The organism is Stenotrophomonas chelatiphaga (assembly GCF_001431535.1).
Lineage (GTDB): Bacteria > Pseudomonadota > Gammaproteobacteria > Xanthomonadales > Xanthomonadaceae > Stenotrophomonas > Stenotrophomonas chelatiphaga.
Window position 1 is genome coordinate 23410 of the sequence record NZ_LDJK01000014.1, and the last position, 24752, is coordinate 48161.

Consider the following 24752-nt stretch of genomic DNA (forward strand, 5'->3'; position numbering starts at 1 on the left):
CCGCAGTGCGTCAGCGGGAGGATGATAGCCATCGCGCTTTCATAAAAACGACACGCTGACGGAAAACCGTCAACGCGTGATGGAACGCTTCGTCGCGCGAAAGATCAGACCACTGGCCGCACCGCGTCCCGTGGGGTAGCGTCGTGCTGATTTCTTTCATCCAGTGAGTACACCATGCCAGCCTCTGCTGGATTCACCGCGGCGGACGTGCGCGATCAGTCGGGCAAGACCTTCATCGTGACCGGTGCCAATGCCGGCATAGGGCTGGAAACCTCGCGCGTGCTGGCGCTTCGTGGCGCCCGCGTGCTGCTCGGGTGTCGGAACGCCGCAACCTTCGAGGCCGCCGCTGTCGACCTCCGGCACAGCGCACCCAGGGCGGATCTGGCCTGGATGCCGCTGGATCTGGCTGACCTGGATTCGGTACGCGCCGCGGTCGCGGTGGCGCAGCAAGAAGCGCGGATCGATGGGCTCATCAACAACGCCGGAGTGATGATTCCGCCGTTGACGCGTACGCGGCAGGGGTTCGAACTGCAGTTCGGGGTCAACCACCTCGGACCGTTTGCGCTGACGTCCCTGCTGCTGCCGAAACTCGCCGAAACGCAGGGCGCGCGCGTCGTGATCACCTCGAGCATCGCCCATTTCAAAGGCAGGATGGAATGGGATGACCTCAATGCCGAGGCCGGCTATCGGCGGGCTGCGCGCTACCGCAGCAGCAAGCTGGCCAACGCCCTGCATCTGTTTGAACTGGACCGGCGCCTGCGCGCCGCGAACTCGCACATCGTGGCGGTGGGCTGTCACCCCGGCGTGGCGTATACCCGCCTGGGCCGTCATGTAGGCATCGCGCAGTGGGTGGGCCCGCTGGTGGGCAGGTTCCTCAATACCGCCGTGCAGGGCGCGTGGCCGACGCTGCAGGCAGCGACCGGCGACGTTGAGCCCGGTGGCTACTATGGCCCCACCGGACTGGCACAAGCGCGAGGCGTATCGGGCCCGGCCAGGCGCGGGGAATCGGCCCTGGATCCGGTGGCTGCACGCCGTCTGTGGGATATCTCGGTGCAGCTGACCGGGATCGACCCGGGGCTGCCGCCTGCGTAGCCGCCGGACCTGCCGCAGGTGGGGTCAGCGGGAGCCGATCCGCACCACGCGCTGCACCTGGTCCAGCCACAGCAGCTGTACGGGGGCCTCACCGGAATCCAGGCGCAGCAGGCCATTGCTGCCCTCGTTGCCGTCGCTGTCGAGGAACTGCTGGATGGCAGGACGTTCGACCACGGTGCCGACCAGGACGCTTCCGTCCTGCATGTGCAGTTCGGCGATCATCTCCGCATCCAGCTCGGATTGCAGCGCCTTGAGGCGGTCGATGGCGGCGGCCTCGGTGTGGATGCGGGGGGCACGCTGGGTCATGGTTGGTGTTCCGTGGAAGGGCTGGACCCTACGGTACGTGAGCGCACGCGAACGAATCCTGCGCTCGGCGTGTGGACGATGCGAAGGATCACGTGCCGGCCTGACGTCGCCGTCGACGTACGGCCAGGACCTGCCCGGTGATGGCGGTGATCAGGATCAGCGTGTTGGTCACCACGAAAACGGTCGAACCGACCATTGCGCTGTAGGCAATGAAAAGCACGGAGGCGGTCATCTGGCCGATGAACAACCATGTGGACACCGCTTCGACCGAGTCCGCCTGTTGCTGCTTGTGGATCTGGCGCCCGAGCGTAAGGATCAGCACCACCGTGGCCGCCCAGCCCAGCAGGTCCACCGGCTGGAAGGTCACCGCTGCAGTACCGGTACCGGCGACAGCGCCGGTGCCACGTCCAGTACCTCGCGTTCGAGTGCGCGCAGGAACCCGCTGAAGCCGTGTGGTGCCCGCGCGGTCCGTCGTGCGCTGGTGGCAACAGCGGGCTGCGCCAGCCAGGCAATCGAGGCGTGCGCCTGCTCAAGCGCATGCACCAGGGCAACGTCTTCGCCGGTGACCACGGCGCTGAAGCCGCCTGCCGCCAGGTACGCCGACGCGCTGATACCCATGTTGGCGCCATGGATATGCCGATGCCCATCGGTCACTGGCTTGCGGGTGAAGGCATCGCGTACGGCCTGCGGATAGTCCAGCCAGTCCACGACCTCCACCACGCCGCAGAAGGCATCCGCCCCGCACTCCACCTGGCGGCAGAGCCAGTCGGCAGGCACGACGGTATCGGCGTCGGTGCTGGCGATCCAGCGCGCACCCAAGGCCAATGCATGATCCGCTGCCGCCGCACGCGCGATGCCGACGCAGCGTGCGTTGAGGGTCACCGTGGAAGCACCCTGCAGGCTGCAGACAGACCCCGTGGCATCGCTGCAGTTGTCCAGCGCCACGACGACCTGGACCGCTTCACCGCGCAGGCCGGGGTGGGCGGCGGCCAGGGAAATTGCCGCCAGGCAGCGGCCAATGGAGGCCGCCTCATCATGCGCCGGTACGATCACTGCGATCATCGCAGCCCCTCCCATGTCGCCACACTCGTCGGCTGCCGGCTCCACGCCTGCAGCACGAGGTCTTCGTCCTGATAGTTGAATGCTTCGAGCAGACCGCCGCGGAGCAGACGATGGACGTTCTCGGTAGTGCTGCGCGCCTCATCAAACGGATGCCGCCAGTGGCAGGCCAGCAGCAGGCCGTCTTCGGCAAGACTGTCGTCGAGCTGCAGCGCCATCTGCTGCAGCTCGCCCGCATCCAGGTAGTAGCCGACCTCGCTGACCACGATCAGGTCGAAGCGTCCCGGCGGCCACTGGCCAGGGTGATGGGCACGCTGCAGGGTGACATGGGGGCAGTCACTGACGGATCCGGCGGCCTCGGCAAGCGCCTGCTGGTTGATGTCCGTTGCCAGCAGCGCATCGCACCGCGCGGCCAGTTCCGCCGTGAGCACCCCATTGGAGCAGCCGAGTTCCCAGGCATTTGTGTAGCGCGGACGCGGCAGGCAGGCCAGGGTAAGGGCCCGCTTGCGCGCCTCGTACCAGCGGCTGCGGTAATGGAACGGATCGGCCTGCTGGTACAGCGCGTCGAAATAGGCGGCGGTGTTCATCCGATCAGCACCTCGAAAGCGCGATGGAAACGTGCGGTGACGTGCGCCGGCAGGATCGGCTGGCAATCGAGCCCCTCGACGTCGCCGGTCTGGGTGGCGAACGCCTGCATGGCCTCGCGTTTGCGCGAACGCATGGCGGCGTCCATCGGGATGCGCATGGCGGTAGGCCAGGGGGCGGCGGGTGCATCAGGATCCAGCCAGTGCCAGGCCCATACGGGGTACTGCAGCGCCCGTGCGCCGCGCGCGCCAGCGGCGGCAAGCGCGGCACGGCCGGTGGCCTCGTGATCCGGATGCGCGTCGCCGATCCACGGCGCGATGATCAGATCGGCCGGCATCAGCTGTGCCGTCAGGTGCGCGGTCAGTTCTGCTTCGTGGGTGCTGACCCCGCCATCGGGAAGCCCCAGCGGGGTGACATGGGTGGCATCCAGCCCCAGTACGCGCACGGCCTGCGCCAGCTCGTGGCGACGTGCATCACGCAGCCGGGCGGGCGGCCACAGGGCCTGGTCCGGGTAACAAGCTTCACCGTCGGTCACCGACACCACGTGCACGGCAACGCCGTGCGCCAGTGCCGCCTGCATCAACCCGGCGCAGGCCAGCACTTCGTCATCCGGGTGGGGAGACACCACCAGCAGCCGGCGCGTGCCCTCAAGCAGGTCCTGTGCGGGCGTGATGGGCAGCGAAGCCAGCCACGTGCTGCCAGCCCAGTCCGCTTCCAGCGTGCCCTGCCCTTCGATGCGCTGCGGGGTCACAGCGTCCATGGCCGCTCCTGTGCCTGCACGGCGCGGCCGAGTTCAGCCCAGTCCCGGTCGGCATGGCTCTGCCGGATGAAAACGGTGAGGTCGCTCCAACGACGTGCGTGGTCATCGTCCAGGCACATCGGCCCGGGCCCGAGCGCCCGCGCAACCGCATCCAGCACACTCGTGCAGGTCCGCTCCACCACGCTGCGCACGCGCAGGACGTCGGCCTGGTGCGGCGCGGTCGGCATCGCGTCGATCCACGCCGCCAGTTCGCGCATCAGGGCCGCCGCCGACTGCAGCCGCATGTCGACCTGGCCCAGCAACGAGGCGGTCTGTGCGTCGCCTGCCACGCGCGGCGAGCGTTGCAGCGGCGCCGCAAGTGCCGCGGCTGCGCCATACCAGCATGCGGCGATGCCGGCCCCGCCATGCCAGAAACCCGGCCGTGACAGGTACGCGCCGGGCTTGCCCACTGGCTCGGCAGGGACGTCGGTGAACTGCACGCAGCCGCTCGGGATGCCGCCCATGCCGGTTGCGTGCCAGGTCTGCGGGCGAAGCCGGATACCGGCCGCATCGGCATGGATGCGCAGCAGTTGCGACCCCTCCGGGCCGCGCGCCGTCACCAGTGCGATGTCAACCAACCCTGCGCCGGAGCACCAGGGTTTATCGCCACTCACCGTGCCGGTCGCGGGGTCGAACACCAAGGTGGCCTGCGGCCCTTCAGCGGCCCACACCGCCGCGAGCGACTGTCGATCCAGTGGCGCTGCGTGCAGGTCGGAGAGGATCGCCTGGGCGTCGTAGTGCGCTTCCAGCACCTTGGCAAGGCACAGGTCGCGCGCGGCAATGGCGGCTAGTTCGCGCCAGCGCGCCAGGGTGTGTCCACGCCCCGGCAGCGGCAGGCAGGGTTGGCCTGCCATCACCTCACGTGCGGCCGCCTCCAGCGCGGGGGCGGCGTGGTCGGAGAGTCGGTCCATGTCAGTCAGCCGAGGTGCTTGGGTGTGGGAGCCCCGTGCAGACAGCATTCCTGCCGTGTGCGGTCGCTGCATGCATCGGGACATCCTTCTTGAAACCGGGTCCTACTGATACCTGTGCGTCCGTACCCGCGGAGTGACCGGCGTGTGCGGGGCGTGTGCAGCTGCCGGGGACACCGCGCTCACCTGCCCTCGCGCATGTTCCAGTCGCACGGGGATCCCTGCCATCGCGGCAGGGACACACGCTGCACGGAGCTGACCATGACCAAGCAACCGATCAATCCCGGCGCCGATGTCGCCGACCAGGACAAGCCGGACACCCCCGACAAGCACCGCAATGATGATGCGCGGTGGAAAGACAAGGACATGCCGGAGTCCGAGCACACGGCCACGCCCGACGATTACGAAAAGCCCCCGAAGCCCTGAGGACCCTGTATGGCCCTGATCCACTCGATATTGATGGGCGCCGTTGCCGGCATGCGCGCCATGACCCCGCTCGCCGCGGTGACCAACGCAGCCCGCACCGGCACCCTGCCTGCTGACAACGGGGCGCCGCGCCTGCTGTCCAATCCGCTGGCGTCGGCCGGCATGTTGGCGTTGGCGGGCGGCGAACTGCTTGGCGACAAGATGAAAACGGCCCCGGACCGCATCGTTCCGGCCGGCATGGTGGCCCGCGTAGCGACCGGCATGATCGCCGGCGCCGCGCTTGCCCCGCACCGCCAGCGTGGAATCGGCGCGCTGCTGGGCGCCGGCACCGCCGTCGGCATGGCTTACCTGACCTTCAACCTGCGCATGCGTGCGATCGCACGTTACGGTCAGACGCCCACCGGCGCGGTGGAGGATGCGATCGCCGTGGGCAGTGCCGCGCTGATTGCCCGATGCGCCGAGCGTAGCAACGCGTGAGCGATGCACCGGATCCGTGCGCGTTCACGGGTCCGTACGCGTTCAAGGTAGCGCCGACCCATGGTCGGCGGATACCAGGGCGTTCGCATCACCCGCCGCAGGTCACTTTCTGGTCGTAGTCGGTTCCAATGGCGACCTTCGCCAGCGACAGGCGCACGCCCTGCCCTGCCTGCAGCGCCATCGGAATCTCGACGCTCTTCATGTCCACCCCGGCAATGCGCAGGCAGCGCAGCGGAACGCCCACGCGCGTCCACTCGCCGACCTTGGCTGACGCCAGTGCCTGGGCGATCGAAACCTCCCCACGCGTGGTTTTTCCGCTCGTTGCCAGGTAGCTGACCGGCGCACCGGCGGGCAGCGCATCCACCCGCAACGTGGAAATCACGAAAACGTCGCCGTTGGTCTCGCGATCAAGATCCAGTGGCGCGTTGGACCTCAGCTCAACCAGTCCCTTGCCGCTGAACGTGAACTGGCGCCCGCCTTCCTGCACGTCCGTGTTGATCGCCGTCATCGCAAGCGACCCGTCGGGCGTGGTCGCGCTGGGGTGCACGATGTCCATCGCCTCACCGTCAGCCCCGGTCAGGCGCAGGGTCAGGCCGGTCGCGGCCACGCCGCGGTCGAACCAGGTGCTGGTGCGCGACTTGGTCGGGTCGATGCCCGGCTCTTCGGAAAGCGGCGGCAGGTTGCCCTTGTCCGCATAGGTAAGGCCGTAACCGAATGCGAACTGCGGGTCGTAGCCCGGCTGGCCCACGTTGTTGGCGTACTGGTCGGCACGGCGCGGCCAGGAAAAACTGAGCTTGCCGCTGAAATCGTGCTGGGGCCTGCCGTTGGCACCGCGCAGCAGCACATCGGCCACGCCCGCGCCTTCTGATCCCGGCAACCAGGCGGCGACGAAGGCGTCGGCGGCATTGATCTCGCGGTTCAACCACAGCGGACGCCCGCTGATGAACACGGCCACGACCGGAATGCCGTCGGCTTTCAGCTTGCGGATCAGTTCCAGATCACCCGAGCGGCCGCCCTTGAACATCAGGTCCGGCAGATCCCCCTGGAACTCGGCATAGGGGTCTTCGCCAAACACCACGATCGCCACATCCGGCTTGCGGGTGTACGCACCGTCCACGGCCAGTTCGGCCTTGCCGCCGGCTGACTGCACCTGCGATTTCAGGCCATCCCACAGAGTGTCGGCGTTGGGAAAGTCCTCGCGCTTGGTGCCGTCACCCTGCCAGGTCAGCGTCCAGCCGCCGGTCTGCTTGGTCATGTTGTCGGCACCATCGCCGGCAACCAGCACGCGCTGCTTCGGTGACAGCGGCAACAGGCCATCCTGGTTCTTCAGCAGCACCAGCGATTCACGCACGGCCTGCCGCGCTACGGCGCGATGCTCCGGCGATCCCAGCAGTTCGAACCTGCCACCGAGCGCACGCGCGGACGGCTTGGGCTTTTCAAACAGCCCCATGCGCATCTTGGCCAGCAGGATCCGGCGCACTGCATCGTCCAGCCGTGCCATCGGCAAGGTACCGTCCTTGACATGCTTGACGGTGCTCTCATACAGGCCCTTCCAGGTGTCCGGGGCCATCGCCATGTCCATGCCGGCGATATAGGTCTGGGCGCAGTCAGTGTTGGTGCAGCCCTTGACCTGGCCATGGCCGTTCCAGTCGCCGACCACGAAGCCACCGAAGTTCATCCGGCCTTTCAGCACATCGGTCATCAGCGGCTTGTGGCCGTGCATCTTCTCGCCATGGAAGCTGTTGAACGAGGCCATCACCGACTGTGCGCCGGCGGCGATGGCGGGCACGTAGCCTGCAGCGTGGATGTCGCGCAACTGCGCTTCGGAGACCGTTGTATCGCCCTGGTCCTTGCCATTGGTGGTGCCACCGTCACCCAGGAAATGCTTGACCGTGGTCATCACGTGGTGGTCGTCCAGGAAGTCGGCAGCGCCGGCCTTGCCCTGCAAGCCTTCCACGAACACACCGGCATAGCTGGCAACCAGCGCCGGATCCTCGGAATAGCCTTCATACGCGCGACCCCAGCGATCGTCCTGGGGCACGGCAACGGTCGGTGCGAAGGTCCACTCCATGCCGGTGGTGCGGGTTTCAGCCGCAGTGATGCGGGCGATCTCGCGCAGCAGCTCCGGGTTGCGCGTCGCGCCCAGTCCGATGTTGTGCGGGAACAAGGTGGCACCCACCACGTTGCTCTGCCCGTGCATCGCGTCGATGCCCCAGATGATCGGGATCGCATGACCACCCCCGCTGGTATCCATCGACGCTTCCCAGTAGGCATCGGCCAGGGCCAACCACTCCGCCGGCCTGGCGTTGTAACGCCCACCCGGGTCGGATCCGCCGCCGGCCAGCACCGAGCCGAGGCGATACTTCTTCACCTCTTCCGGGGTGATGCTGCCGATGTCGCCCTGCACGATCTGGCCGACCTTTTCCTCCACGCTCATCGTGGCCATCAGCGCGTCGATGCGACGCTCGATGGCCGGGTCGGTGGCCAGCGGCCAGGTCGGCTGCGGCCATTGCGACGGGTGGATCTGGCCGGCCGGCGTGGCCGCATGGGCTGCAGTGCCGCAGGCCAGTGCCAGGGCAACACACAGCAGCAGGGGCTTGAAGGGTTTCATGATCAGTGGACTCCATTCGGATCAGAACAGGTAGCGCTGGCACAGGCCGCAGCTGCCGGCGACGCTGGACGTTTCTATGTCCTGATTGACAGCGCTGTCAAACCTGTTGGCCCGTGCCGCGCGCAAACCCTTGCAGCACGTGGCCCGGGCGCCCGTCACGGCGCGCTGATCGCTGCGGCGCAGCACGATTGCGGCCCACGCCGGCGGCGCACGCTACCGCTTCGCCGCGCGCCATCCTGCCGCACGCGCTTCGTCCGCGGAACAGAAATAGCGCTCACCACTTTCCGGCTGGATCCGCGTCTGCGCGTAATCGCGCTGCCCCGGCATGTGGAAGATCTTCGCGCCCGCACTGGAGATATTGCCTTTGATGCGGCAACCGCTGGTCGGCGCGCGCGCGGTCCCGGTCGCGCCGGCGTGCACTGCACGCTGTGCGCGGCGGTAGTCGGCCGGCATCTGGAACGCCCCCTGCCACAGGTTGCGCTTGCCTGCCTTGGCCTGCTGTTCTGCACCGACGTAAGCCGTGGCGTATTCCCGGTAAGCCACGGCCCAGCCGGATCGAACCATCCAGGCGTTCACCGATTCGGCCTGGACGAAGCACTCGGCGACCGACCTGCCATAGCGATCCACATCGCGCTGCACGCAGCGCACCGTCCTGCCCTGCAGGTGCCCATCCAGCGCATTGGCGGCCCGACGCCCACAGGGCCATGACCTGCCTTGCGGGTCCGCGCACTGCTGCGCGCTCTCGGGCGCATCGATTCCCCATAGCCTTACCCGCTTCTGGTTGACCGCAAGGGTGTCACCGTCGACCACCGTGGCACGGCCCGCGATTTCGACGGGCGCGGCGAGCGCCCACGAGGGAATGACAAGTACAACGAACATCACGACCAACCTGCACATACAACGCACAACACCCTGCATCACGCAAAACGGCGCCTATTCTCGCCCAGCCCCCTGGACTGCGGCACTTCGAAGCGTGCATCAGGGGTGCGATGTTCACGTCTTCCTCATCCTTGAAAGAAAAACCAGCCGGCTGCATCCAGCCCGCTGTCGGCTGCGTACCTTCAGTACCCCCATTCCGGGGACGAACAGGAGAAGCAACGTGCAAGCTACTTTCAAGAAGATCGCTTTTGCCACCAGCCTCGTCGTTCTTGGTGCCTTCGCGGCCCCCACCTTCGCCGCCGATCCGCCGACGGTCGGCGGTGCGTTGATGTATCCGGCCAAGACCATCGTGGAAAACGCCAGTGCGTCCAAGGACCACACCACGCTGGTCGCCGCGGTCAAGGCAGCCGGACTGGTGGATACCCTCAACGGTGCCGGGCCGTTCACCGTGTTCGCGCCCACCAACGCCGCCTTCAACAAGCTGCCAGCCGGCACCGTGGACACCCTGGTCAAACCGGAAAACAAGGCAGCCCTGACCAAGATCCTGACCTACCACGTGGTGCCCGGCGTGCACACTGCTGCCCAGTTGACCGCGGCGGCCACCCAGCAGGGCGGCACCGCCACGCTGAAGACGGTGCAGGGCGAACCGCTCACCTTCAAGCTGCACGAGGGCAAGTTGTGGATCGTCGACGCCAAGGGCGGCAAGGCGTCGGTCAGCACGGCCGATGTCATGCAGTCCAACGGCGTCGTCCATGTCGTTGATACGGTACTGATGCCGAAGTAAGCGCCAGCAACCGGGCGGGCGTCGAGGCGACGTCCGCACCGGCCGCGGGAAACACATGCGAACGACGCCGATCCGCCTATGCTCGGCTGAATGTCCGCACGCGAGGGGTTTGAATGAAAAAGAGCACGAAGATGCTGCTGATCGTGATCGTTGGCATCCTGGCCATCGTGGGTCCGTCGTGCATATGGCTTGCGCGCAATGGCAATCCGGACGCCCCGCAGGAGCCGGACAAGAACGTCCACAAGGGTGCCACGCAACCCGCAGGCTGAGTCGCGCCCCCACCTGGGTAGCCGCGGTGATGCCGCCCCGCTGGCATCCGCCCCCATCGATCAGGGACAATGGCCCCCGTCCGGGCCTTGCCCGGCCCGCAACAGCATGGACCCGCATCGAGCCGGTCACCGCTCTGCTGTCCATTCCTGGCCTAGTGCCGTTCCTTCCGGATTCGATGTGACTACCACCGCCCCACCCGCCGCGCCCGTGGCCGACGAACAGCCCCTGACCGACCGCCTGCGCGCCGCGCTGGACCTGCTGGAGGCCATCGAAGCCGACCGCAGCGTGCTGGATGCGCTGCCCGAAGCCGACCGCGTGCGCCTGCACCAGGTGGTTGCCAAGGTGTACCACCCCGAGCCCAAGGCACGCCGGGCGATGCTCAAGCAGCAGGCCAAGGTCCGCCACCAGGAAAAAGTGCGCAAGGCCGAAGCCCTGCTGGAACAGACCGGTATCCGGACCCTGCGCCGCAAGCCCGTCTTCAGTACCCCGAATTACTTCCCGCCGCATGCACCCGGACTGCACGATGCACGCAATGGCGAAGGCGCCGAGGTGGCTGCCGAGCCCGTACATTCGCCGGAACTGCGCCACTGCTACGTGTGCAAGCAGAAGTTCACGCAGCTGCATCATTTCTATGACCAGATGTGCCCGGCCTGCGCCGAACTGAACTTCCACAAGCGGACCGAAACCGCCGACCTGCGCGGCCGCGTCGCGCTGCTCACCGGTGGGCGGGTCAAGATCGGCTACCAGGCCGGCCTGAAGCTGCTGCGCGCCGGCGCCGAGCTGATCGTCACCACGCGCTTCCCGCGCGACTCGGCTGCCCGTTACGCCGAAGAACCGGATTTCGCGGTGTGGGGCCATCGCCTGCAGGTCTACGGGCTGGACCTTCGCCACACCCCGAGCGTGGAAGCCTTCTGCAGCGAGTTGCTGGCAACCCGCAAGCGGCTGGATTTCATCATCAACAACGCCTGCCAGACGGTGCGCCGTCCGCCGCAGTTCTACGCGCACATGATGGCCGGCGAGACGGCTGCATTGCACGAGCTGCCCGAAACGGTGCGCAGCCTGGTAGGTCAGTACGAGGGCCTGCGCAGCGCGGAGCTGCTGAGTGATGCCTCGGCGATCGCCCTGCCGGCGGTGCAGGACCGCGGCCTGAACGGCGCCGATGGGCTGACCCGTGCCGCCGAGCTGTCCCAGGTGGCCCTGCTGGAAGACGAGCTGGTGGGCCAGCAGCATCTGTTCCCGGAAGGCCGGCTGGACCAGGATCTGCAGCAGGTCGATCTGCGGGGTCGCAATTCCTGGCGCCTGCTGATGGCCGAAGTACCGTCGGTGGAGCTGCTGGAAACCCAGCTGGTGAATGCGATCGCGCCGTTCATCATCAACGCGCGCCTGAAGCCGCTGATGCTGGCCACGCCGGAGCGCGACAAGCACATCGTCAACGTGTCGGCGATGGAAGGCCAGTTCTACCGCAACTTCAAGACCACCCGTCATCCGCATACCAACATGGCCAAGGCCGCGTTGAACATGATGACGCGTACTTCGGCGGCGGATTACCAGAACGACGGCATCCACATGAACAGCGTGGATACCGGCTGGGTGACCGACGAAGATCCGGCGGATATCGCGGCCAAGAAGGTGCAGGAAGAGCGCTTCCATCCGCCGCTGGACATCGTGGATGGCGCTGCGCGCATCGTCGATCCGATCATCCACGGGTTCAACACCGGCGAGCACGTGTGGGGCCAGTTCCTCAAGGATTACGCGCCCACCGACTGGTAAGGCGCGCGTCGGTAGCGACGGCCGCTGGCCGTCTGCTTGCGCAGGGTGGGTGACGACCGTTGGTCGTCACGTTTCCAACGTCACCGCGTGAGCGCCATCAGCTGCGCTTTGTCCTGCAGCCCGGGCATCGCGCGGATCTGGTTGCGCAGCAGGCGCAGGTCCTGCTCCCGGCCCAGCGCATCGCTCAGCCGGCGCAGACCCTTGGCATGCTTGCCGCCGTCACTGCCTGCATGATCCTGCACCAGCCCGCCGTCCAGCCGGGCCATCACCTCCAGCTGCATGCGCAGCCGCCGCACCCTGCGCCGCCAGTCATGCAGTGCCTCCGGGTCATCGCTGTCGCGGGCACGCGCGGCGGCTTTTTTCGCTCTGCGCTGGCTGCGGGCCAAGGCACGCCGAAGATCCCCCTTGCGCACCCGCTCCCAGCGCTGCGCATCCAGCTCCAGGCCGACACGCTGGACCGCACGCCGCTTCTTCTGGAAACCCGGATCCTGCGCACGGGCGCGCTGCAGCAGGCGGTCACGGCGGGCACGCAGATGCGTGATGACGCTGGCCCAGCCGGGGGACGGTGCGTCGGCCTGCAACGATTGCGCGGTCTCCACCAGCACATGTGCATCGCGCAGCGCCGAAAGACCACGGCCCAGGCGCTGCAGCGCACGGTCGGTGCGTTGCAGGGGCTGTTCGTCGGTTGCGAACAGCGCCAGCACCGCGCGTAGACGCCGGATCGCCTTGCGGGCGCTATGCACGCCCACGTGGATATCCGACCGCGACGCCAATGCATTGGCGATGGCCAGGCACTCTTCCTGCACCAGTTGGCGGGCGGCAGCCCCGATCACCGTGGAAGGCATTGCGTACTCCGCAGCACGACTGCCCGGCAGTCTAGCCGAGATCCCCATGGAACCCGGCAGTCCACGGGACCTTAACCCGCGCGCCCTATCCTGCTGGCCGGGCACCGACTGCCCACCCAACAAGGAGAGTCCATGAAGAAGCTGCACGTGTCCCTGATCGCCGCCTGCCTGTTCGGCGCCAGCCCGGCGGCCTTCGCCGAAGTCGCCAACCTCACCAACAGCGCCGACGGTGCCACCCGCGAGGCCGGAATCACCGCGGTGAAGCAGAAGCTCCAGGCCGCCTGTACCGACCGCAAGGGGACGCCGGACCTGGACTCCTTGGAGGTGGTGTTCGAGAAGACCAGCGAGAACCCGAACGTGCCCAAGCCTTATTACGTGGACGGCAAGATGCAGTGCAACCTGCCCTGATTCCAGCGCGTGCCGCACGGGTACACCGGCTGATATAGTCCAACGAGCACGACGGGCGTGGTGCCTGTCCACGAACAACAGGGAATTGTCATGGGTCTTCGACAGGCGGTGGCAGGTGCGGTTGGCGGTGTTCTGGCCGACCAGTGGAAGGATTTCCATACCGTCCCGAACGGACTGCCGTCCACGGCAGCGCTGTTTGCCGCGGTGCCGCGTGGCACCAATGCGGGGCGAGGTTCCAACACCAGCGCCTCGACCAACATCATCAGCAACGGCTCGAAGATCGTGGTGCCCGAGGGCTATGGCCTGCTGCTGATGCAGGACGGCGCGGTCACCGCCTTTGTCGCTGAGCCGGGCGGCTATATCTGGGAATCGGACGATACCCATTCGCAGTCGATCTTCGCCGGTGACGGCCTGGTAAGTTCGCTGATCCGGCAGAGCTGGGAACGCTTCAAGTTCGGCGGACAGCCGGGCTCGCAGCAGGCTGCCTTCTTCGTTTCGTTGAAGGAACTGCCGGACAACCGCTTCGGTACGCAGTCGGAAATCTACTGGGATGACGGCTTCCTCGGCACCCAGGTCGGCGCGGTGACCCGGGGTTCGTACACGCTGAAGATCATCGACCCGATCCTGTTCGTGAAGAATTTCGTCCCCGCCAGCTACCTGCAGCCGGGCCAGGTCTTCGACTTCACCGACCTGGACAACGCGGCGGCCAGCCAGTTGTTCAACGAGGTGGTCGGCTCGCTGGCGCCTGCCTTCAGCCTGTATACCAACGACCCCGGCAAGGGCAACCGCATTACCAAGCTGCAGCAGGATTCGCTGGGCTTCGCGCAGAGCTTGTCCAGCGCGGTTGAACAGGGTTACCAGTGGAAATCCGATCGTGGCCTGGCCATCGTCAAGACCGCGATCGTTTCCATCGAGTACGACGCCAACACCCGTGAACTGCTCAAGACCGTGCAGCGCGCCGATGCGCTGGCGGGTGCACGCGGCAATTCCAACCTGCAGGCCAGCGTGGCGCAGGGGATCCAGTCGGCCGGCGAAAGTGGCGGTGCCGCCGGGCTGGTGGGCGTTGGCATGGCATCGGGGATGTTCGGTGCCGGCAGCCTGCAGCAACCGGTCGCGCCTGCCGCGCCTGCCGCCGATGACACGGTGACCCAGCTGAAGAAAGCCAAGGAGCTGCTGGATCTCGGCCTCATCACCCAGGATGACTACGACAAACTGAAAGCCAAGGCGCTGGGACTGTAAGACGCCAGGCGCCTCAACGATGACCACGCCCAGAACGCCGCCGCCCTTGCCCGGGGCGGCTTCCCCGGTCGGCCCCGGATCGCCGCAGGACATGCCACCGCTGCCCGGCAGCCTTGCCGTGGATCCGGCCACCCTGCCCCCACCGATCCGCGACGAACTGCTGGCGCCGGACCCGGTGGCCCTGGATACGTCCGCCGCCGAGCTGAAGGACGGGCTGAATCGCTGCCCCAAGTGCGGGTCCAGTGATATCCGCCATGCGCTGGGCACCGATGTGCTGGTGTGCCAGTACTGTCGCAACGAATGGCACGGCCACCGGATCGAAGAAGCCTTCGGCCTGGGCGTGGGCATCGCGGACCTGCGCGGCGATGTGATCGCCTCCGGCGCGCGCGCCATCGACGCCGATGCCGCCAGCCTGATGAGCTTCAAGTGCACGGGCTGCGGCGCGGAAGTGACGATCAACACCGAGAGCACGATGACCGCACGCTGCCACTGGTGCCGTCACGTATTCGGAGTCAACGAACAGGTGGCCAACGGCGCCGTGCCCGATGCCGTGCTGCCGTTCAAGGTCAGCAAGACCGATGCGGTAGCGCGCATCCGCCAGTTCGTCGACAAGCGGCGCTTCTTCGCGCTGAAGGCGTTCAAGACCGAGTTCACGCCGGAGAATGTCATCGGCGTGTACCTGCCTTACATGGTGGTGGACAGCAACGCCAGCGCCAGCGTCGTGGGCCGCGGCGAGATCGAGACGCGTCGCTATACCCGCGGCACCGAGAAGAACAAGAAGACCTACTACGACGCAGACGTCTACCACGTGGAGCGGCAGCTCGATTTCACCGTCGACGACCTGCCGCTGGAGTCGTCGGCGCGGCGTGGCCGGCTGGACGTCAAGGCCAATACCAACAACGTCATCAATACCATCCTGCCCTTCGACACCAAGAATGCGTTGAAGTGGAATGCGTCCTACCTGGTGGGGTACTCGTCGGAAAAGCGCGACGTGGACATCGAGCAGCTGCGACCGCGCCTGGAAGACCAGCTGCTGTCGATCGCGCGATCACGGATGGAGCCTTCAGTGCAGCGCTATGACCGCGGCGTGCGCTGGGACATGGAGAAGGTCGACGTGCATGGCTCGCGCTGGGTGTCGATGTACGTCCCGGTGTGGCTGTACTCCTACCGCCAGCGGGGCAAGGGCATGCTGCACTACATCGCGGTGAATGGCCGCACGGGTGAAACCATGGGCAGCGTACCGGTGCAGCAGTGGAAGCTGCTGCTGGCGGCGCTGGGCGTGGGTACGGTGGTCGAAGGTGCGGTCCTCTGGTTCCTGGGAATGTCGATATGAGCAGTGATGGCGGTGGCATCGTGGCGCTGCTTGCGCTGGGTCCAGCCAGTGCAACCGCGTTGTACTGGACGCTCTACCGGTATTACCGCAATACCGACAAATCCCACGCGTTCGAGCGCGAGACCGCCGTGGTGACGGCGCCGGTCACTGGCAATGACAGAAAGGTGCACACGGTGACCGGTACCGAGCAGAGGCGGATCAGCGGCGACAACGTGCACGACCATCGGCAGCGGGTAACGAAAATGTCGCCTGGGTCGTCCGCCATCGGCAGCCCGCGTACCAGCGGCTAGCCCTGCGACGGCCGCACTCACGTGGCCGTGGCGCATGCGGCCCTACGGTAACGGACACAGCCCTGCCGAGCCTGCCGCGTGCCCTACCCCTTCCAGCCGACACGTCGCCGCTTCCTTCGCGCCGGGGCAATGACGCTCGCCGCTGCCCCCTTGCTCGCCTGCTCCACACCGGTACGCCGCGCTACCGATCCGGCTGCCGCGGGCGCTGCTTCGTTGACGGCCGACGGCGCGGACGCCGCGCTGCAGGCGGGACCGTTCCAGGGCCATCTCGACAGCGGCGTGGTGGCATGGCACGGCATCCGTTACGCACGCGCCAGCCGCTTCGGCCTGCCTGCGGTGGAAGCGCTGCCGGCCGATCCAGTGGACTGTGCGGACTTCGGGGCAACGGCCGCACAGGCGAAGGGAGCCGGCGGAGCGCGCAGCGAATCCGACGACCCGTTCTTCCTGAATGTCTGGTCCCCCGCCGCGGATGAGGCACGGCGGCCGGTGCTGGTCTGGATCCACGGCGGTGGGTTCCAGACAGGCGCGGGATCGCTCTACGTTGGCAATGCACTGGCAGCGAGCGGCGACATCGTGGTGGTGACCTTCAACTACCGCCTGGGTGCGATCGGCTTCAGCGACTTTTCCGCGCTGGGCATTCCAAACAACCGTGGCCTCCACGATCAGATCGCCGCCCTGCGCTGGGTGCGCGCCCACATTGCGCTGTTCGGCGGCGACCCGGACAAGGTGACCGTGGCCGGCGAATCCGCCGGCGCGACCTCTGTTTCGCTGCTGCTGGTGGCGCGCGGGGTGGAGCCGCTGTTCCGTGCCGCGATCCTGCAGAGCGGATCACTCAACCTGCTGCACGACCGTGACATCGCCGCGCGCCAGGCGATCCGCTACCGGGAAATCCTGGGCGACGATGCAGGCAGCCGCGCGGCGCTGGAAGCGGCGCCGGTGGCGCGTTTTCTCGATGCGCAGGCGCAGGTCGCCGCGTCGTTCCCCGGCATGATTCCGGCCGCGCCGATCTACGATGGCGAGCTGCTGCCCGCTTCGTTCGACGCCGCGCGGCTGGCCGACACGCCGCCCATTCCCCTGTTGGCCGGCGCGATGCGCGAAGAGATCCGTTTCTTCGAGCTCCCCGGCGCGCGCAGCATGCTGCTGCGCGAGCGCGGCGAACTGCTGGCACAGGTCGGCTGGCTGCTGGGCAGGACTGCTGCCGGACGCATCGCCGCCACGTACCCGGACACCCGGGCCGGAAACAGAAACCTGGCGACGGATGCCAACTTCCAGATGCCGACGCGCCATTTCGCCGAGCGCCACGTTGCCCGCGGCCACCGCGCCTGGGTGTACCGGTTTGACCTGGGCGGCGTGTTGCTCGGCGCGGCGCACGCGGTGGACCTGACCTATCTATGGCCGTTGAACGGGGTGGTATTCACCGCCCTGCGAGGCGGCCCGCTCAGCGGTCAGCGGCGCGCACTGGCCGAGCGCATGCGGGCGTACTGGATCGCCTTCGTGCGTGACGGTGACCCCGGCGGCAGCTGGCCGACGTATGTCCTGCCGCAGCGCCCCACGCTGATCCTGGATCGTGCGGACCGGATTGAAAATGACCCGGACAAGGCGCGGCGCGAAGCCTGGGATGGCCAGGAGATAGAGATCGCCCGCCGGCCGCCAGACGCATCAACGTGACGCGTCACGCATTCGCGTCGTCCGCTTCCTGCGCGGTCCCGATGTCCACGCCATAGGTCTTCAGGTAGTGGTCGCGGTGGGCCAGCACGTAAGGATGCAGCTCATGGAAACACGCACTGCCGCCATCGTCGGACACGCCGTAGGCCGTCAGCAGCCGGTCCCGCAGTGCCGGGGCGATGAACCGCGACACGTAGGCGCCGGGCGCATCGGGCGCAAAGGCATCCGCCCACGCCTGCTGCACCTGTTCGGCCGGGGCATGGAACATGGCGATGTCACTGCCATCGACCTCCGAGCGCCGCGCCAGCAGGTAACCATCGGCAGGCACGCGGGCCGGCTTGAAGGTGCCCAAGGTGTAGATGTAACGCGTCAGCTCGATCTCACCTTTCAGCTGGGGAAACAGCCGATACAGGTCAAACAGCATGTGGCGCGTCAGTGTCCTGGCTTCCGGGCCCTTGATCTTCAGCAGCTTTTCCACGCGGTCCCAGATGGGGAAGGTTCTCGGGGCAGCGACCAGCGTGATCTCGCGGCGCTCCAGCCGGCCGACCTTGAACAGTTCCTGCAGTACCAGATGCATGTCAGACATTGAAATACGTTCCGTTGGCCAAGGCCGCGTGCGGGCATGATAGTGGCATGCAGAGGCGATTTTGCAGAAGCGACCGCTTTGCGGTTAGGTTCAAGGCTGGTTCCTGCAGCAAGAGCGCCCCATGCCGACACCGTTTTCGATTCCCCTGCTGGCCACCAGCCTGGTCCTGCTGACCGCCCCGCACGCTGCCACCGCCCAGCGCGCAGAACCCCGTGATCCGGCCACGGACGCGTTCGAACTGATCAAGGAAGCCCCCTCCCCGGTGTTCGTCGATGCCACGGCAACTCATGTCCCGGCCGCGCCCAGCCTGCATTCGACCGATTCGGTATTCGTGGACGTCAACGGCGACGGGCACCGCGACGTGGTGGTATCGGTGGAACACGGCGTCAACCGGCTCTACCTCAACGATGGCAGCGGGAAGCTGCGCTATGTCCCGGATGCGTTCGGCCGCACGATGCGTGACAACGAGCATGTGCGTACTGCGGATTTCAACGGCGATGGCCACACCGACATGGTGTTCATCAGTGAATCCGACGAGGTGCACCAGTTGTTCCTCGGCGATGGCAAGGGCGGCTTCACCGAAGCCAGCGAGCGGCTGCCCGCCGGCAGCCAGGGCAATGGACTGGCGGTGGGCGATGTGGATGGCGATGGGCTGCCTGACATCTTCATCGGCAGCACCGGCGAAACCGGCCACGGCGCCGATGCGCCTGTGCAGGCGTCGCGCAGTCTTCTTTTCCTGGGCGACGCCAGACGACCCGGCTACTTCATCGATGCCAGCGCGACCCACCTGCCACAAGGCGATGCGCAGACCGAGGGCGTGGCGTTGGCCGACATCGATGGTGACGGCGACCTGGACGCCGTGCTGGCCAGCCCGGCACATCCTAACCGGCTGCTCATCAACGATGGCCGCGGACGCTTCAACGACCAGTCGCACCGGCTGGAGCTGAAGGTCCCGATGGAGACCCGCGAAGTGCACGTGGCCGACGTCACCGGCGATGGCCGCCCGGACATCCTGTTCTTCAACATCACCAGCAACAATGCCGCCTGGGACAAGGATCCGCAGACGCGCCTGCTGGTCAACGATGGCAAGGGACGCTTCCGCGACGAGACCGCCGAGCGCCTTCCCGCCCACACGTTCTCCAGCTGGGCCGGGACCGTGGTCGACTTCAACCACGATGGCCACCCGGACCTGCTGGTCGGCGCGATCCAGGTGCCGGGGTTCGTACCGTTGCAGCTGCGCGCCTGGCAGAACGATGGCAGCGGCCACTTCAGCGATGTCACGCTTGCGGTGGTGCCGGGCATCACCGTGGGCCGCAGCTGGAGCATGGGCCAGGGCGACCTGGACGGCGACGGCAGGCCCGATGTGCTGATCGGCGGCTGGGGAACCCAGGCCCGGCTGTTGCTGACGGGCGGGCGCTAGGCAGCCGCCGGCTGGTCCAGCACCCGGCGTATCGCCTCGACGACGGCCAGGAAACGGTGGCGCTGGACCAGATAGCTGGCAACCAGCACCACGGCGGCCACCAGCACGCCGCCGGGTGCGACCTTCAGCGCGGGAATGGCGGTGACCACGGCGACGATCAACAGCCAGCTGCCGCGCCCGATGACCTGGATCTGCCTGCGCCGCAGGTCGACCTCGATCTGGCCGCGCATCAGCGGCGGGTAGCGCCAGCCGAAATGCAGGCCGAAGCTTTCGCGGAACGCATGGCTTCGCTTGTCCAGCGGACGGAACACCATATCCGGCCATTTCTCCGCGGCCACTTCGCGCTCCAGGCGGTGGAACGGAAACGCCTTCAAGGCCGGATACGGCGCGGCAATGCGACGGCGGAACATCGGCACGCCCCATACCCAGTAAGGCCGCCACCATGACAGCAGCAGCATCCCTTCGATGACCACGATCGCAAGCAGCAGGACGGCCATCGCGCTTCCTTGAGGATGAAGGCGGAGTATAGCCGCGGCGCCGCCCGGCCTGGATCGGCCGCTGCACGTGGCGCGCCCTGCGCAAGTGGGAAGACTCCCGCCCCGGACTGCGAGGCGGGAGTCGTCCCTTCACTGCGCGCCGGTGTCGGTCGGCATCAACGCATCGATCAGGAAGGTCATCCGCAGCGCCATCAGCTCCGGATTGCGGAAGGCATCGCTGACCCCGTGACCGCCCTCCTCGTCCTCCAGGAAATGGACCGGGGCGCCGACACCGTACAGACGCGAAGCGAGCTTGCGCGCATGCCCCGGCCCCACGCGGTTGTCTTCCGTGGAGATGGTCACCAGGAACGGCGGATAACGGGTCTGGCTGCGCACGTTCTGCATCGGCGAGTAAGCCAGCATCGCAGCGGCCTCGTCGGCCTTGTCCGGGTCACCGTACTCGTTGATCCACGCCGCGCCCATGCCCATGTGGCGCATCCGGATCAGGTCGGTGAGCGGCACATCGCTCACCACGGCGCCGAACAGGTCCGGGCGCTGGGTTCCGAGCGTTGCCGACAGCAGGCCGCCGTTGGACATGCCGAACACCCCGATCTGGGCGGGCGTGGTGTAGCCAGCAGCGATCAACTGTTCGGCCACGGCGATGAAATCATCGTAGGAGCGCTGGCGGTCCTTGCGGATCGCCGCCTGGTGCCAGGCCTCGCCGCGCTCGCCCCCGCCGCGGATCGCCGGGATGGCCAGCGAGCCACCCCGATCCAGCCACAGCTTGAACGCCGGGCCGCCCACGGTGTAGTCGAAATAGCCAGGCCGGTAGGAAATACCGAACGCGCCGTAGCCGGTCATGAACAGGGGTTGCGGACCGGGCCTGGCCGGCGATTTCGGTTGCAGCAGGTAATAATCCACCGTGGTGCCGTCGCGCGAGGTCGCCGTCCGGATTTCGGTCACGTAGCTGTTTTCATCGAACCATTGGGGATCCTTGGCCAGCAGCGTGGGCGGCGCTCCCTGCCGCAACAGTTCCTGCCGGCGCGGCGTCACGAAGCCGTTGGTCGCCACGATCAGGTCGTCCTTCGAGCTCCCCCCTCCGCGCACTGAAATGCTGTCACCCGGGCGCCCGGAGAGCGCCTCTTCCACCTTCCAGCCCGCCTCGCCCGGCGTAGCCAGCAAGACGCGGGGCACCAGCCTGCGATTGACCACGAAGGCCAGTTTTCCCTGTGCACTGGCAATATCACTGCGGCCGCCCAGGTAATCACCACCACCGGGTGTGTAGATCCGCGTTACCTTGCGGCCTGCAGGGACCGCCGGGTCGGTATTCCACGCCAGCAGGGTTTCGGCTGGATAGGCCGTTCCCTCGACCACCTCATCGGCGCCCAGCTGGACCACCACCTGGTTCCCCACCGACGCCTGCACGGCCATCGGCTTGAGCGTGCGCGGCAGCGCAGCCTGTTGCAGTTGCCCATCCTGCCCCACCGCGAACACTTCGAAGGTGGAGTAGTTGATCGAACGCACGATGACACCGCGACGTTGCGCGCCCTCGCCCACCGCCGACAGCTGCACGATCGCATCGGACGGCTGCGCGGCGTACACCTCGCGCGCATCACGCAGCGGCTGGCCGCGCTTCCACAGCCGAACCGAGGCGGGCCAGCCGGCCAGCGTCTTCGGCGCCCCTTCGGCCGTGTGCTCCACCATGATCTGGTCGGGGCCAAGCCATTCGGCAAAGGCACGCGCCTTCGGCGTACGGAACCCGTCGACGACGAAGCGCCCCTGCTCCAGGTCGAACTCGCGCAGCTCCACTTCGTCGCCACCGCCGGGGGAAAGCCGCAGCAGGCAGCGGCTGAACGCGGGCGCGAGGCAGCTGCTGGTGAAGTCGTAGGCCTGCAGTTCCATCGGCGCGCCTTCTTCCTGGCGCAACTTTTCTACGTCCAGTACGGTCCGCCACGCGCCCGGCACGCCTTGGCCATCGCGCATGGCCACCTGCAGCAGGCCGTGCGGATGCGCTGCATTGCGCAGGAAGCGCAACGCGCGTGGACCCATCAGGGTGATGTCCGGCTCGGCCGCGCCGGTCGCCAGCGCGCTGGCCAGCTCCGCCTTCACCGCTGCGTATACCGGCAACCCGCGGATGGCCTGCTGGGAGGCGGCGGTCTTCGCGCGCGCCCACTCCAGCGCCTTCGCGCCATGCGGCTGCTCAAGCCATTGGTCATCGATCTCCTGGGCTACCGCGGGGGCGCACGTCAGTACAACAGCGGCCAACATCCAGGCCCGCAGCGAGCGGGGGGTGAATCGCTTCATCAAGTTTCTCCTTGGCGGCGGCCGGCGCCTGCGACAACAGGCACCCGGCCGCGATGGATTTCAGAATCCGTAACGGAAGACGACCCCATAGGTGCGCGGACGGAGACGGTTGGCCACGCCGAGCGTGGTCCGCGCGTTGAGCGCACCGTCTTCGTTGGTCAGGTTCTCGCCGTACAGGAACGCTGACCAGCCGTTGTCCGATTCCAGGCCGATACGCGCATCGAGCATCGTGATGGCATCGCCGGGGGTTCCGGCGGTCAGCGCGGTTTCGCGGGCAGAGTCATGCACCAGGCCGGATCGCACGACGCCGCGCAGGTCGGTGGCGATATCCCAGCTGTAAGCGGCCGACGCGGACAGGCTGTTGCGTGGCACGTTGTAGACATCGGTGCCCTTGTTGAGCGGCGTGCCCGGAACGTCCGCGACGTAGGTCGCATCGATGATGGCACCACCGACCTGCAGCATCAGCGACGCCGTGGGGGTGTACACCACGTTCAACTCCACGCCTTTGTTCTCGGTCCCCTTGGAATTGGTCAGGCCATTGATGGTGGAGGTGATCGGCACACGCACCGCGACATCCTTCCAGTCGCTGTAGAACAGCGCGCCTTCCACCAGCAGGCTGCCGTCCAGGAACAGCGACTTGGCGCCCACCTCGTAGGTGGTGATCGAATCGGGGCGGATGGTGGAAGGCAGGTCGACGCCATTGGCTTCGGCCAGCAGGATGGACGAGATCGGCTGCAGCTGGCCGGAACGGAAGCCGCGGGCGGCGCTGGCATACAGCGTGGTGTCACGTTCCGGCTTGTAGGACAGCGATACGCGCGGGTTCCAGCTGTCGAAGGTGGCGTTGAGCGTGGAGGTGCGCGTGGTCGATACCGAGATCGCGTCGACGTCATCGCTGAAGTAGCGCAGGCCGGCGGTCACCGCCCAGCGCGGATCGGGCAGTTTCACCGTCGCCTCGCCGAACAGCGCATACGCATCGTTGGTCTGGGTGGAGCTGCTCGGTGGCGCACCGCCGACCTGCGAGGAATCGTTGCGCTCGGCTTCGCGCAGGTAATAGCCCATCGTCCAGTCCACCAGGCGATCACCGGTGGACGACCAGCGCAGCTCCTGCGTACGCACCTGCAGGTTGATGTTGCTCAGATAGGTGGTGGTCGGGTTCAACATGCCGTCGTTGGCATAGTCTAGCTCTGCATCGGCGAACGAGTAGAACAGCTGGGAGCCTTCGAATTCGTAGGTGCTCACGAAACTCGCCGTATGCCACTCATCGTCATTGCTGTAGAACGAATTGGTAGTGAGGTCATCGAGCGCGCCGTTGCCGCCGCCCGGCGCTTCGGACTTGTACTTCCAGTACGCGAGGTCCATCGTCCACTGGTCGACCGGGGCAAAGCGCAGCTTCACCCGCCCGGTCTTGACCCGCTGCTCGTTGATGTCTTCGTCGCCGGTGGCGTTGTCATCGGTCCAACCGGAGAGCTTCTCATCGGTGACCGCAACACGCGCTGCCAGCCGGTCTTCGATCAGCGGGATGTTAACCGTTGCCTTGCCGCCCCAGCCGTCACTGCCGTCCTTGGTGGAAGACGCAGACACTTCCACCGCGCCGTTGAATTCATTGAAATCGGGCTTCCGGGTCAGTATGCGAACGGTACCGCCCATCGACCCCTCGCCGAACAGCGTGCCTTGTGGCCCCTTCAGGATCTCCACCCGATCGATATCCCAGGAACGCGCTTCGGGATACCACGGCACGCTGACGCCGGTAAACGGGATGTCGTCGAGGTAGTAACCGTTGTCGTTGCCGCCCAGTGAGCTGGAGACGCCGCGGATCTGTACCTGGGTGAAGCCGCCCCCGTTGTCGACGGAACCAGCGCCTGGCGTCATCGCGATGATTTCAGCGACATTGCTGATGCCGAAGGCATCGATCTGTTCACCGGTGATCGCGCTCATTGCAATCGGGACATCGATCTGGCGCTCTTCGCGCTTCCGCGCACTGACGGTCACGCTGCCCAGCTCGGTAGCTGTCTCCGTCCTGGGCACTGCATCTGCAGCGACTTCGTTGGCTGCCGCGTCCCGGGCCTGCACCCCAGGCGCGATCAGCAGCGCTGCCGCGATACCAAGGGAGAGCGTCTTGTGTCGCATCAGCGACGGCGCGGACAGCGACATGTTCGTGGAACGGGCAATGCGGTTCACGGGAATCTCCTGACGGCTCGGGGGGCGCGCGGTTGCGCGTTC

At 66.9% G+C, this 24752-nt stretch carries 25 protein-coding genes; 12 read left to right on the forward strand and 13 right to left on the reverse strand.

The window, feature by feature from the left end; translation table 11 throughout:
* The first annotated feature begins 174 nt into the window (after positions 1 to 174).
* Positions 175 to 1092 carry an oxidoreductase gene (locus tag ABB28_RS05165; RefSeq protein ID WP_057507613.1) on the forward strand — a complete coding sequence of 306 codons (918 nt, stop codon included), beginning with the start codon at positions 175 to 177 and terminating at the stop codon, positions 1090 to 1092.
* Between the two features lie 24 nt (positions 1093 to 1116).
* On the opposite strand, the gene ABB28_RS05170 is transcribed toward ABB28_RS05165, so the two are convergent.
* The 6 genes from ABB28_RS05170 to ABB28_RS05195 form a co-directional block, all read right to left on the reverse strand.
* A complete protein-coding gene (locus ABB28_RS05170; RefSeq protein WP_057507614.1) occupies positions 1117 to 1398 on the reverse strand; it encodes a DUF3247 family protein in 282 nt (93 codons plus the stop codon).
* A gap of 88 nt (positions 1399 to 1486) precedes the next feature.
* A complete protein-coding gene (locus ABB28_RS05175; RefSeq protein ID WP_245625286.1) occupies positions 1487 to 1750 on the reverse strand; it encodes a hypothetical protein in 264 nt (87 codons plus the stop codon).
* 11 nt (positions 1751 to 1761) lie between these two features.
* Positions 1762 to 2460, reverse strand: a complete 699-nt coding sequence (locus ABB28_RS05180) for a glycosyltransferase family 2 protein (RefSeq protein WP_057507616.1) — start codon at positions 2458 to 2460, stop codon at positions 1762 to 1764.
* Entirely contained in the window at positions 2457 to 3044 is a 588-nt protein-coding gene (locus ABB28_RS05185; RefSeq protein WP_057507617.1) for a class I SAM-dependent DNA methyltransferase, read from the reverse strand. Before ABB28_RS05185 ends, ABB28_RS05180 begins: the two co-directional genes overlap by 4 nt.
* Positions 3041 to 3802 (reverse strand): PIG-L deacetylase family protein, encoded by a 762-nt coding sequence (locus ABB28_RS05190; protein ID WP_057507618.1) that lies wholly within the window; start codon positions 3800 to 3802, stop codon positions 3041 to 3043. Before ABB28_RS05190 ends, ABB28_RS05185 begins: the two co-directional genes overlap by 4 nt.
* Positions 3790 to 4752, reverse strand: a complete 963-nt coding sequence (locus tag ABB28_RS05195; RefSeq protein WP_083491937.1) for an acyl-CoA dehydrogenase middle domain-containing protein — start codon at positions 4750 to 4752, stop codon at positions 3790 to 3792. Before ABB28_RS05195 ends, ABB28_RS05190 begins: the two co-directional genes overlap by 13 nt.
* 258 nt (positions 4753 to 5010) lie before the next feature.
* Here ABB28_RS05195 and ABB28_RS18180 point away from each other — a divergent pair, with 258 nt between their 5' ends.
* Together ABB28_RS18180 and ABB28_RS05200 are read left to right on the forward strand one after the other, a co-directional pair.
* A complete protein-coding gene (locus ABB28_RS18180) occupies positions 5011 to 5175 on the forward strand; it encodes a hypothetical protein (RefSeq protein ID WP_170184001.1) in 165 nt (54 codons plus the stop codon).
* Between the two features lie 9 nt (positions 5176 to 5184).
* Positions 5185 to 5652, forward strand: coding sequence for a DUF4126 family protein (locus ABB28_RS05200; protein WP_057507619.1), 468 nt, complete (start codon positions 5185 to 5187; stop codon positions 5650 to 5652).
* 88 nt (positions 5653 to 5740) lie between these two features.
* On the opposite strand, the gene ABB28_RS05205 is transcribed toward ABB28_RS05200, so the two are convergent.
* Positions 5741 to 8263 (reverse strand): glycoside hydrolase family 3 protein, encoded by a 2523-nt coding sequence (locus ABB28_RS05205; protein WP_057507620.1) that lies wholly within the window; start codon positions 8261 to 8263, stop codon positions 5741 to 5743.
* A 213-nt stretch (positions 8264 to 8476) separates the two neighbouring features.
* A complete protein-coding gene (locus ABB28_RS05210; protein ID WP_057507621.1) occupies positions 8477 to 9160 on the reverse strand; it encodes a thermonuclease family protein in 684 nt (227 codons plus the stop codon).
* Between the two features lie 202 nt (positions 9161 to 9362).
* Here ABB28_RS05210 and ABB28_RS05215 point away from each other — a divergent pair, with 202 nt between their 5' ends.
* The 3 genes from ABB28_RS05215 (at position 9363) to ABB28_RS05220 (ending at position 11966) form a co-directional block, all read left to right on the forward strand.
* Positions 9363 to 9926 (forward strand): fasciclin domain-containing protein, encoded by a 564-nt coding sequence (locus ABB28_RS05215; RefSeq protein ID WP_057507622.1) that lies wholly within the window; start codon positions 9363 to 9365, stop codon positions 9924 to 9926.
* A 113-nt stretch (positions 9927 to 10039) separates the two neighbouring features.
* Positions 10040 to 10195: a hypothetical protein gene (locus tag ABB28_RS18115; protein ID WP_161809856.1), complete on the forward strand. Its 156-nt coding sequence runs from the start codon at positions 10040 to 10042 to the stop codon at positions 10193 to 10195.
* A gap of 178 nt (positions 10196 to 10373) precedes the next feature.
* Positions 10374 to 11966: an SDR family NAD(P)-dependent oxidoreductase gene (locus ABB28_RS05220; protein WP_057507623.1), complete on the forward strand. Its 1593-nt coding sequence runs from the start codon at positions 10374 to 10376 to the stop codon at positions 11964 to 11966.
* A gap of 80 nt (positions 11967 to 12046) precedes the next feature.
* Here ABB28_RS05220 and ABB28_RS05225 read toward each other — a convergent pair whose 3' ends face one another.
* A complete protein-coding gene (locus ABB28_RS05225) occupies positions 12047 to 12811 on the reverse strand; it encodes a CHAD domain-containing protein (protein WP_057507624.1) in 765 nt (254 codons plus the stop codon).
* A 132-nt stretch (positions 12812 to 12943) separates the two neighbouring features.
* Here ABB28_RS05225 and ABB28_RS05230 point away from each other — a divergent pair, with 132 nt between their 5' ends.
* The 5 genes from ABB28_RS05230 to ABB28_RS05250 all read left to right on the forward strand — a co-directional run bounded on the left by ABB28_RS05230 (position 12944) and on the right by ABB28_RS05250 (position 17749).
* On the forward strand, positions 12944 to 13219 hold the full coding sequence (locus ABB28_RS05230) for a hypothetical protein (protein WP_057507625.1): 276 nt from the start codon (positions 12944 to 12946) through the stop codon (positions 13217 to 13219).
* Positions 13220 to 13309: 90 nt separating this feature from the next.
* Positions 13310 to 14458, forward strand: a complete 1149-nt coding sequence (locus ABB28_RS05235; protein WP_057507626.1) for an SPFH domain-containing protein — start codon at positions 13310 to 13312, stop codon at positions 14456 to 14458.
* Positions 14459 to 14477: 19 nt separating this feature from the next.
* Complete coding sequence (locus ABB28_RS05240; protein WP_057507627.1) at positions 14478 to 15791, forward strand: TFIIB-type zinc ribbon-containing protein; 1314 nt, start codon at positions 14478 to 14480, stop codon at positions 15789 to 15791.
* Entirely contained in the window at positions 15788 to 16081 is a 294-nt protein-coding gene (locus ABB28_RS05245) for a hypothetical protein (RefSeq protein WP_057507628.1), read from the forward strand. The genes ABB28_RS05240 and ABB28_RS05245 overlap by 4 nt, the downstream gene beginning before the upstream one ends.
* Positions 16082 to 16210: 129 nt before the next feature.
* On the forward strand, positions 16211 to 17749 hold the full coding sequence (locus ABB28_RS05250) for a carboxylesterase/lipase family protein (RefSeq protein WP_083491939.1): 1539 nt from the start codon (positions 16211 to 16213) through the stop codon (positions 17747 to 17749).
* A gap of 4 nt (positions 17750 to 17753) precedes the next feature.
* On the opposite strand, the gene ABB28_RS05255 is transcribed toward ABB28_RS05250, so the two are convergent.
* Positions 17754 to 18332, reverse strand: coding sequence for a hypothetical protein (locus tag ABB28_RS05255; protein ID WP_057507630.1), 579 nt, complete (start codon positions 18330 to 18332; stop codon positions 17754 to 17756).
* A gap of 121 nt (positions 18333 to 18453) precedes the next feature.
* Here ABB28_RS05255 and ABB28_RS05260 point away from each other — a divergent pair, with 121 nt between their 5' ends.
* Entirely contained in the window at positions 18454 to 19752 is a 1299-nt protein-coding gene (locus tag ABB28_RS05260) for an FG-GAP repeat domain-containing protein (RefSeq protein WP_083491940.1), read from the forward strand.
* Here ABB28_RS05260 and ABB28_RS05265 read toward each other — a convergent pair.
* The 3 genes from ABB28_RS05265 to ABB28_RS05275 all read right to left on the reverse strand — a co-directional run bounded on the left by ABB28_RS05265 (position 19749) and on the right by ABB28_RS05275 (position 24710).
* Positions 19749 to 20249, reverse strand: coding sequence for a hypothetical protein (locus tag ABB28_RS05265; protein ID WP_057507631.1), 501 nt, complete (start codon positions 20247 to 20249; stop codon positions 19749 to 19751). The two genes, ABB28_RS05260 and ABB28_RS05265, sit on opposite strands and share 4 nt — an antisense overlap.
* 129 nt (positions 20250 to 20378) lie before the next feature.
* Entirely contained in the window at positions 20379 to 22532 is a 2154-nt protein-coding gene (locus ABB28_RS05270) for a prolyl oligopeptidase family serine peptidase (RefSeq protein ID WP_057507632.1), read from the reverse strand.
* A gap of 60 nt (positions 22533 to 22592) precedes the next feature.
* Complete coding sequence (locus ABB28_RS05275) at positions 22593 to 24710, reverse strand: TonB-dependent receptor (protein ID WP_083491941.1); 2118 nt, start codon at positions 24708 to 24710, stop codon at positions 22593 to 22595.
* Positions 24711 to 24752 lie beyond the last annotated feature (42 nt).

What these genes read in the sequence shown, in the direction of transcription:
- ABB28_RS05165 (WP_057507613.1), top strand. Translation starts at nt 175, where the DNA reads ATGCCAGCCTCTGCTGGATTCACCGCGGCGGACGTGCGCGATCAGTCG.
- ABB28_RS05170 (WP_057507614.1), bottom strand. Translation starts at nt 1,398, where the DNA reads ATGACCCAGCGTGCCCCCCGCATCCACACCGAGGCCGCCGCCATCGAC.
- ABB28_RS05180 (WP_057507616.1), bottom strand. Translation starts at nt 2,460, where the DNA reads ATGATCGCAGTGATCGTACCGGCGCATGATGAGGCGGCCTCCATTGGC.
- ABB28_RS05185 (WP_057507617.1), bottom strand. Translation starts at nt 3,044, where the DNA reads ATGAACACCGCCGCCTATTTCGACGCGCTGTACCAGCAGGCCGATCCG.
- ABB28_RS05190 (WP_057507618.1), bottom strand. Translation starts at nt 3,802, where the DNA reads ATGGACGCTGTGACCCCGCAGCGCATCGAAGGGCAGGGCACGCTGGAA.
- ABB28_RS05195 (WP_083491937.1), bottom strand. Translation starts at nt 4,752, where the DNA reads ATGGACCGACTCTCCGACCACGCCGCCCCCGCGCTGGAGGCGGCCGCA.
- ABB28_RS18180 (WP_170184001.1), top strand. Translation starts at nt 5,011, where the DNA reads ATGACCAAGCAACCGATCAATCCCGGCGCCGATGTCGCCGACCAGGAC.
- ABB28_RS05200 (WP_057507619.1), top strand. Translation starts at nt 5,185, where the DNA reads ATGGCCCTGATCCACTCGATATTGATGGGCGCCGTTGCCGGCATGCGC.
- ABB28_RS05205 (WP_057507620.1), bottom strand. Translation starts at nt 8,263, where the DNA reads ATGAAACCCTTCAAGCCCCTGCTGCTGTGTGTTGCCCTGGCACTGGCC.
- ABB28_RS05210 (WP_057507621.1), bottom strand. Translation starts at nt 9,160, where the DNA reads ATGTGCAGGTTGGTCGTGATGTTCGTTGTACTTGTCATTCCCTCGTGG.
- ABB28_RS18115 (WP_161809856.1), top strand. Translation starts at nt 10,040, where the DNA reads ATGAAAAAGAGCACGAAGATGCTGCTGATCGTGATCGTTGGCATCCTG.
- ABB28_RS05225 (WP_057507624.1), bottom strand. Translation starts at nt 12,811, where the DNA reads ATGCCTTCCACGGTGATCGGGGCTGCCGCCCGCCAACTGGTGCAGGAA.
- ABB28_RS05230 (WP_057507625.1), top strand. Translation starts at nt 12,944, where the DNA reads ATGAAGAAGCTGCACGTGTCCCTGATCGCCGCCTGCCTGTTCGGCGCC.
- ABB28_RS05235 (WP_057507626.1), top strand. Translation starts at nt 13,310, where the DNA reads ATGGGTCTTCGACAGGCGGTGGCAGGTGCGGTTGGCGGTGTTCTGGCC.
- ABB28_RS05240 (WP_057507627.1), top strand. Translation starts at nt 14,478, where the DNA reads ATGACCACGCCCAGAACGCCGCCGCCCTTGCCCGGGGCGGCTTCCCCG.
- ABB28_RS05245 (WP_057507628.1), top strand. Translation starts at nt 15,788, where the DNA reads ATGAGCAGTGATGGCGGTGGCATCGTGGCGCTGCTTGCGCTGGGTCCA.
- ABB28_RS05250 (WP_083491939.1), top strand. Translation starts at nt 16,211, where the DNA reads ATGACGCTCGCCGCTGCCCCCTTGCTCGCCTGCTCCACACCGGTACGC.
- ABB28_RS05255 (WP_057507630.1), bottom strand. Translation starts at nt 18,332, where the DNA reads ATGTCTGACATGCATCTGGTACTGCAGGAACTGTTCAAGGTCGGCCGG.
- ABB28_RS05260 (WP_083491940.1), top strand. Translation starts at nt 18,454, where the DNA reads ATGCCGACACCGTTTTCGATTCCCCTGCTGGCCACCAGCCTGGTCCTG.
- ABB28_RS05265 (WP_057507631.1), bottom strand. Translation starts at nt 20,249, where the DNA reads ATGGCCGTCCTGCTGCTTGCGATCGTGGTCATCGAAGGGATGCTGCTG.
- ABB28_RS05270 (WP_057507632.1), bottom strand. Translation starts at nt 22,532, where the DNA reads ATGAAGCGATTCACCCCCCGCTCGCTGCGGGCCTGGATGTTGGCCGCT.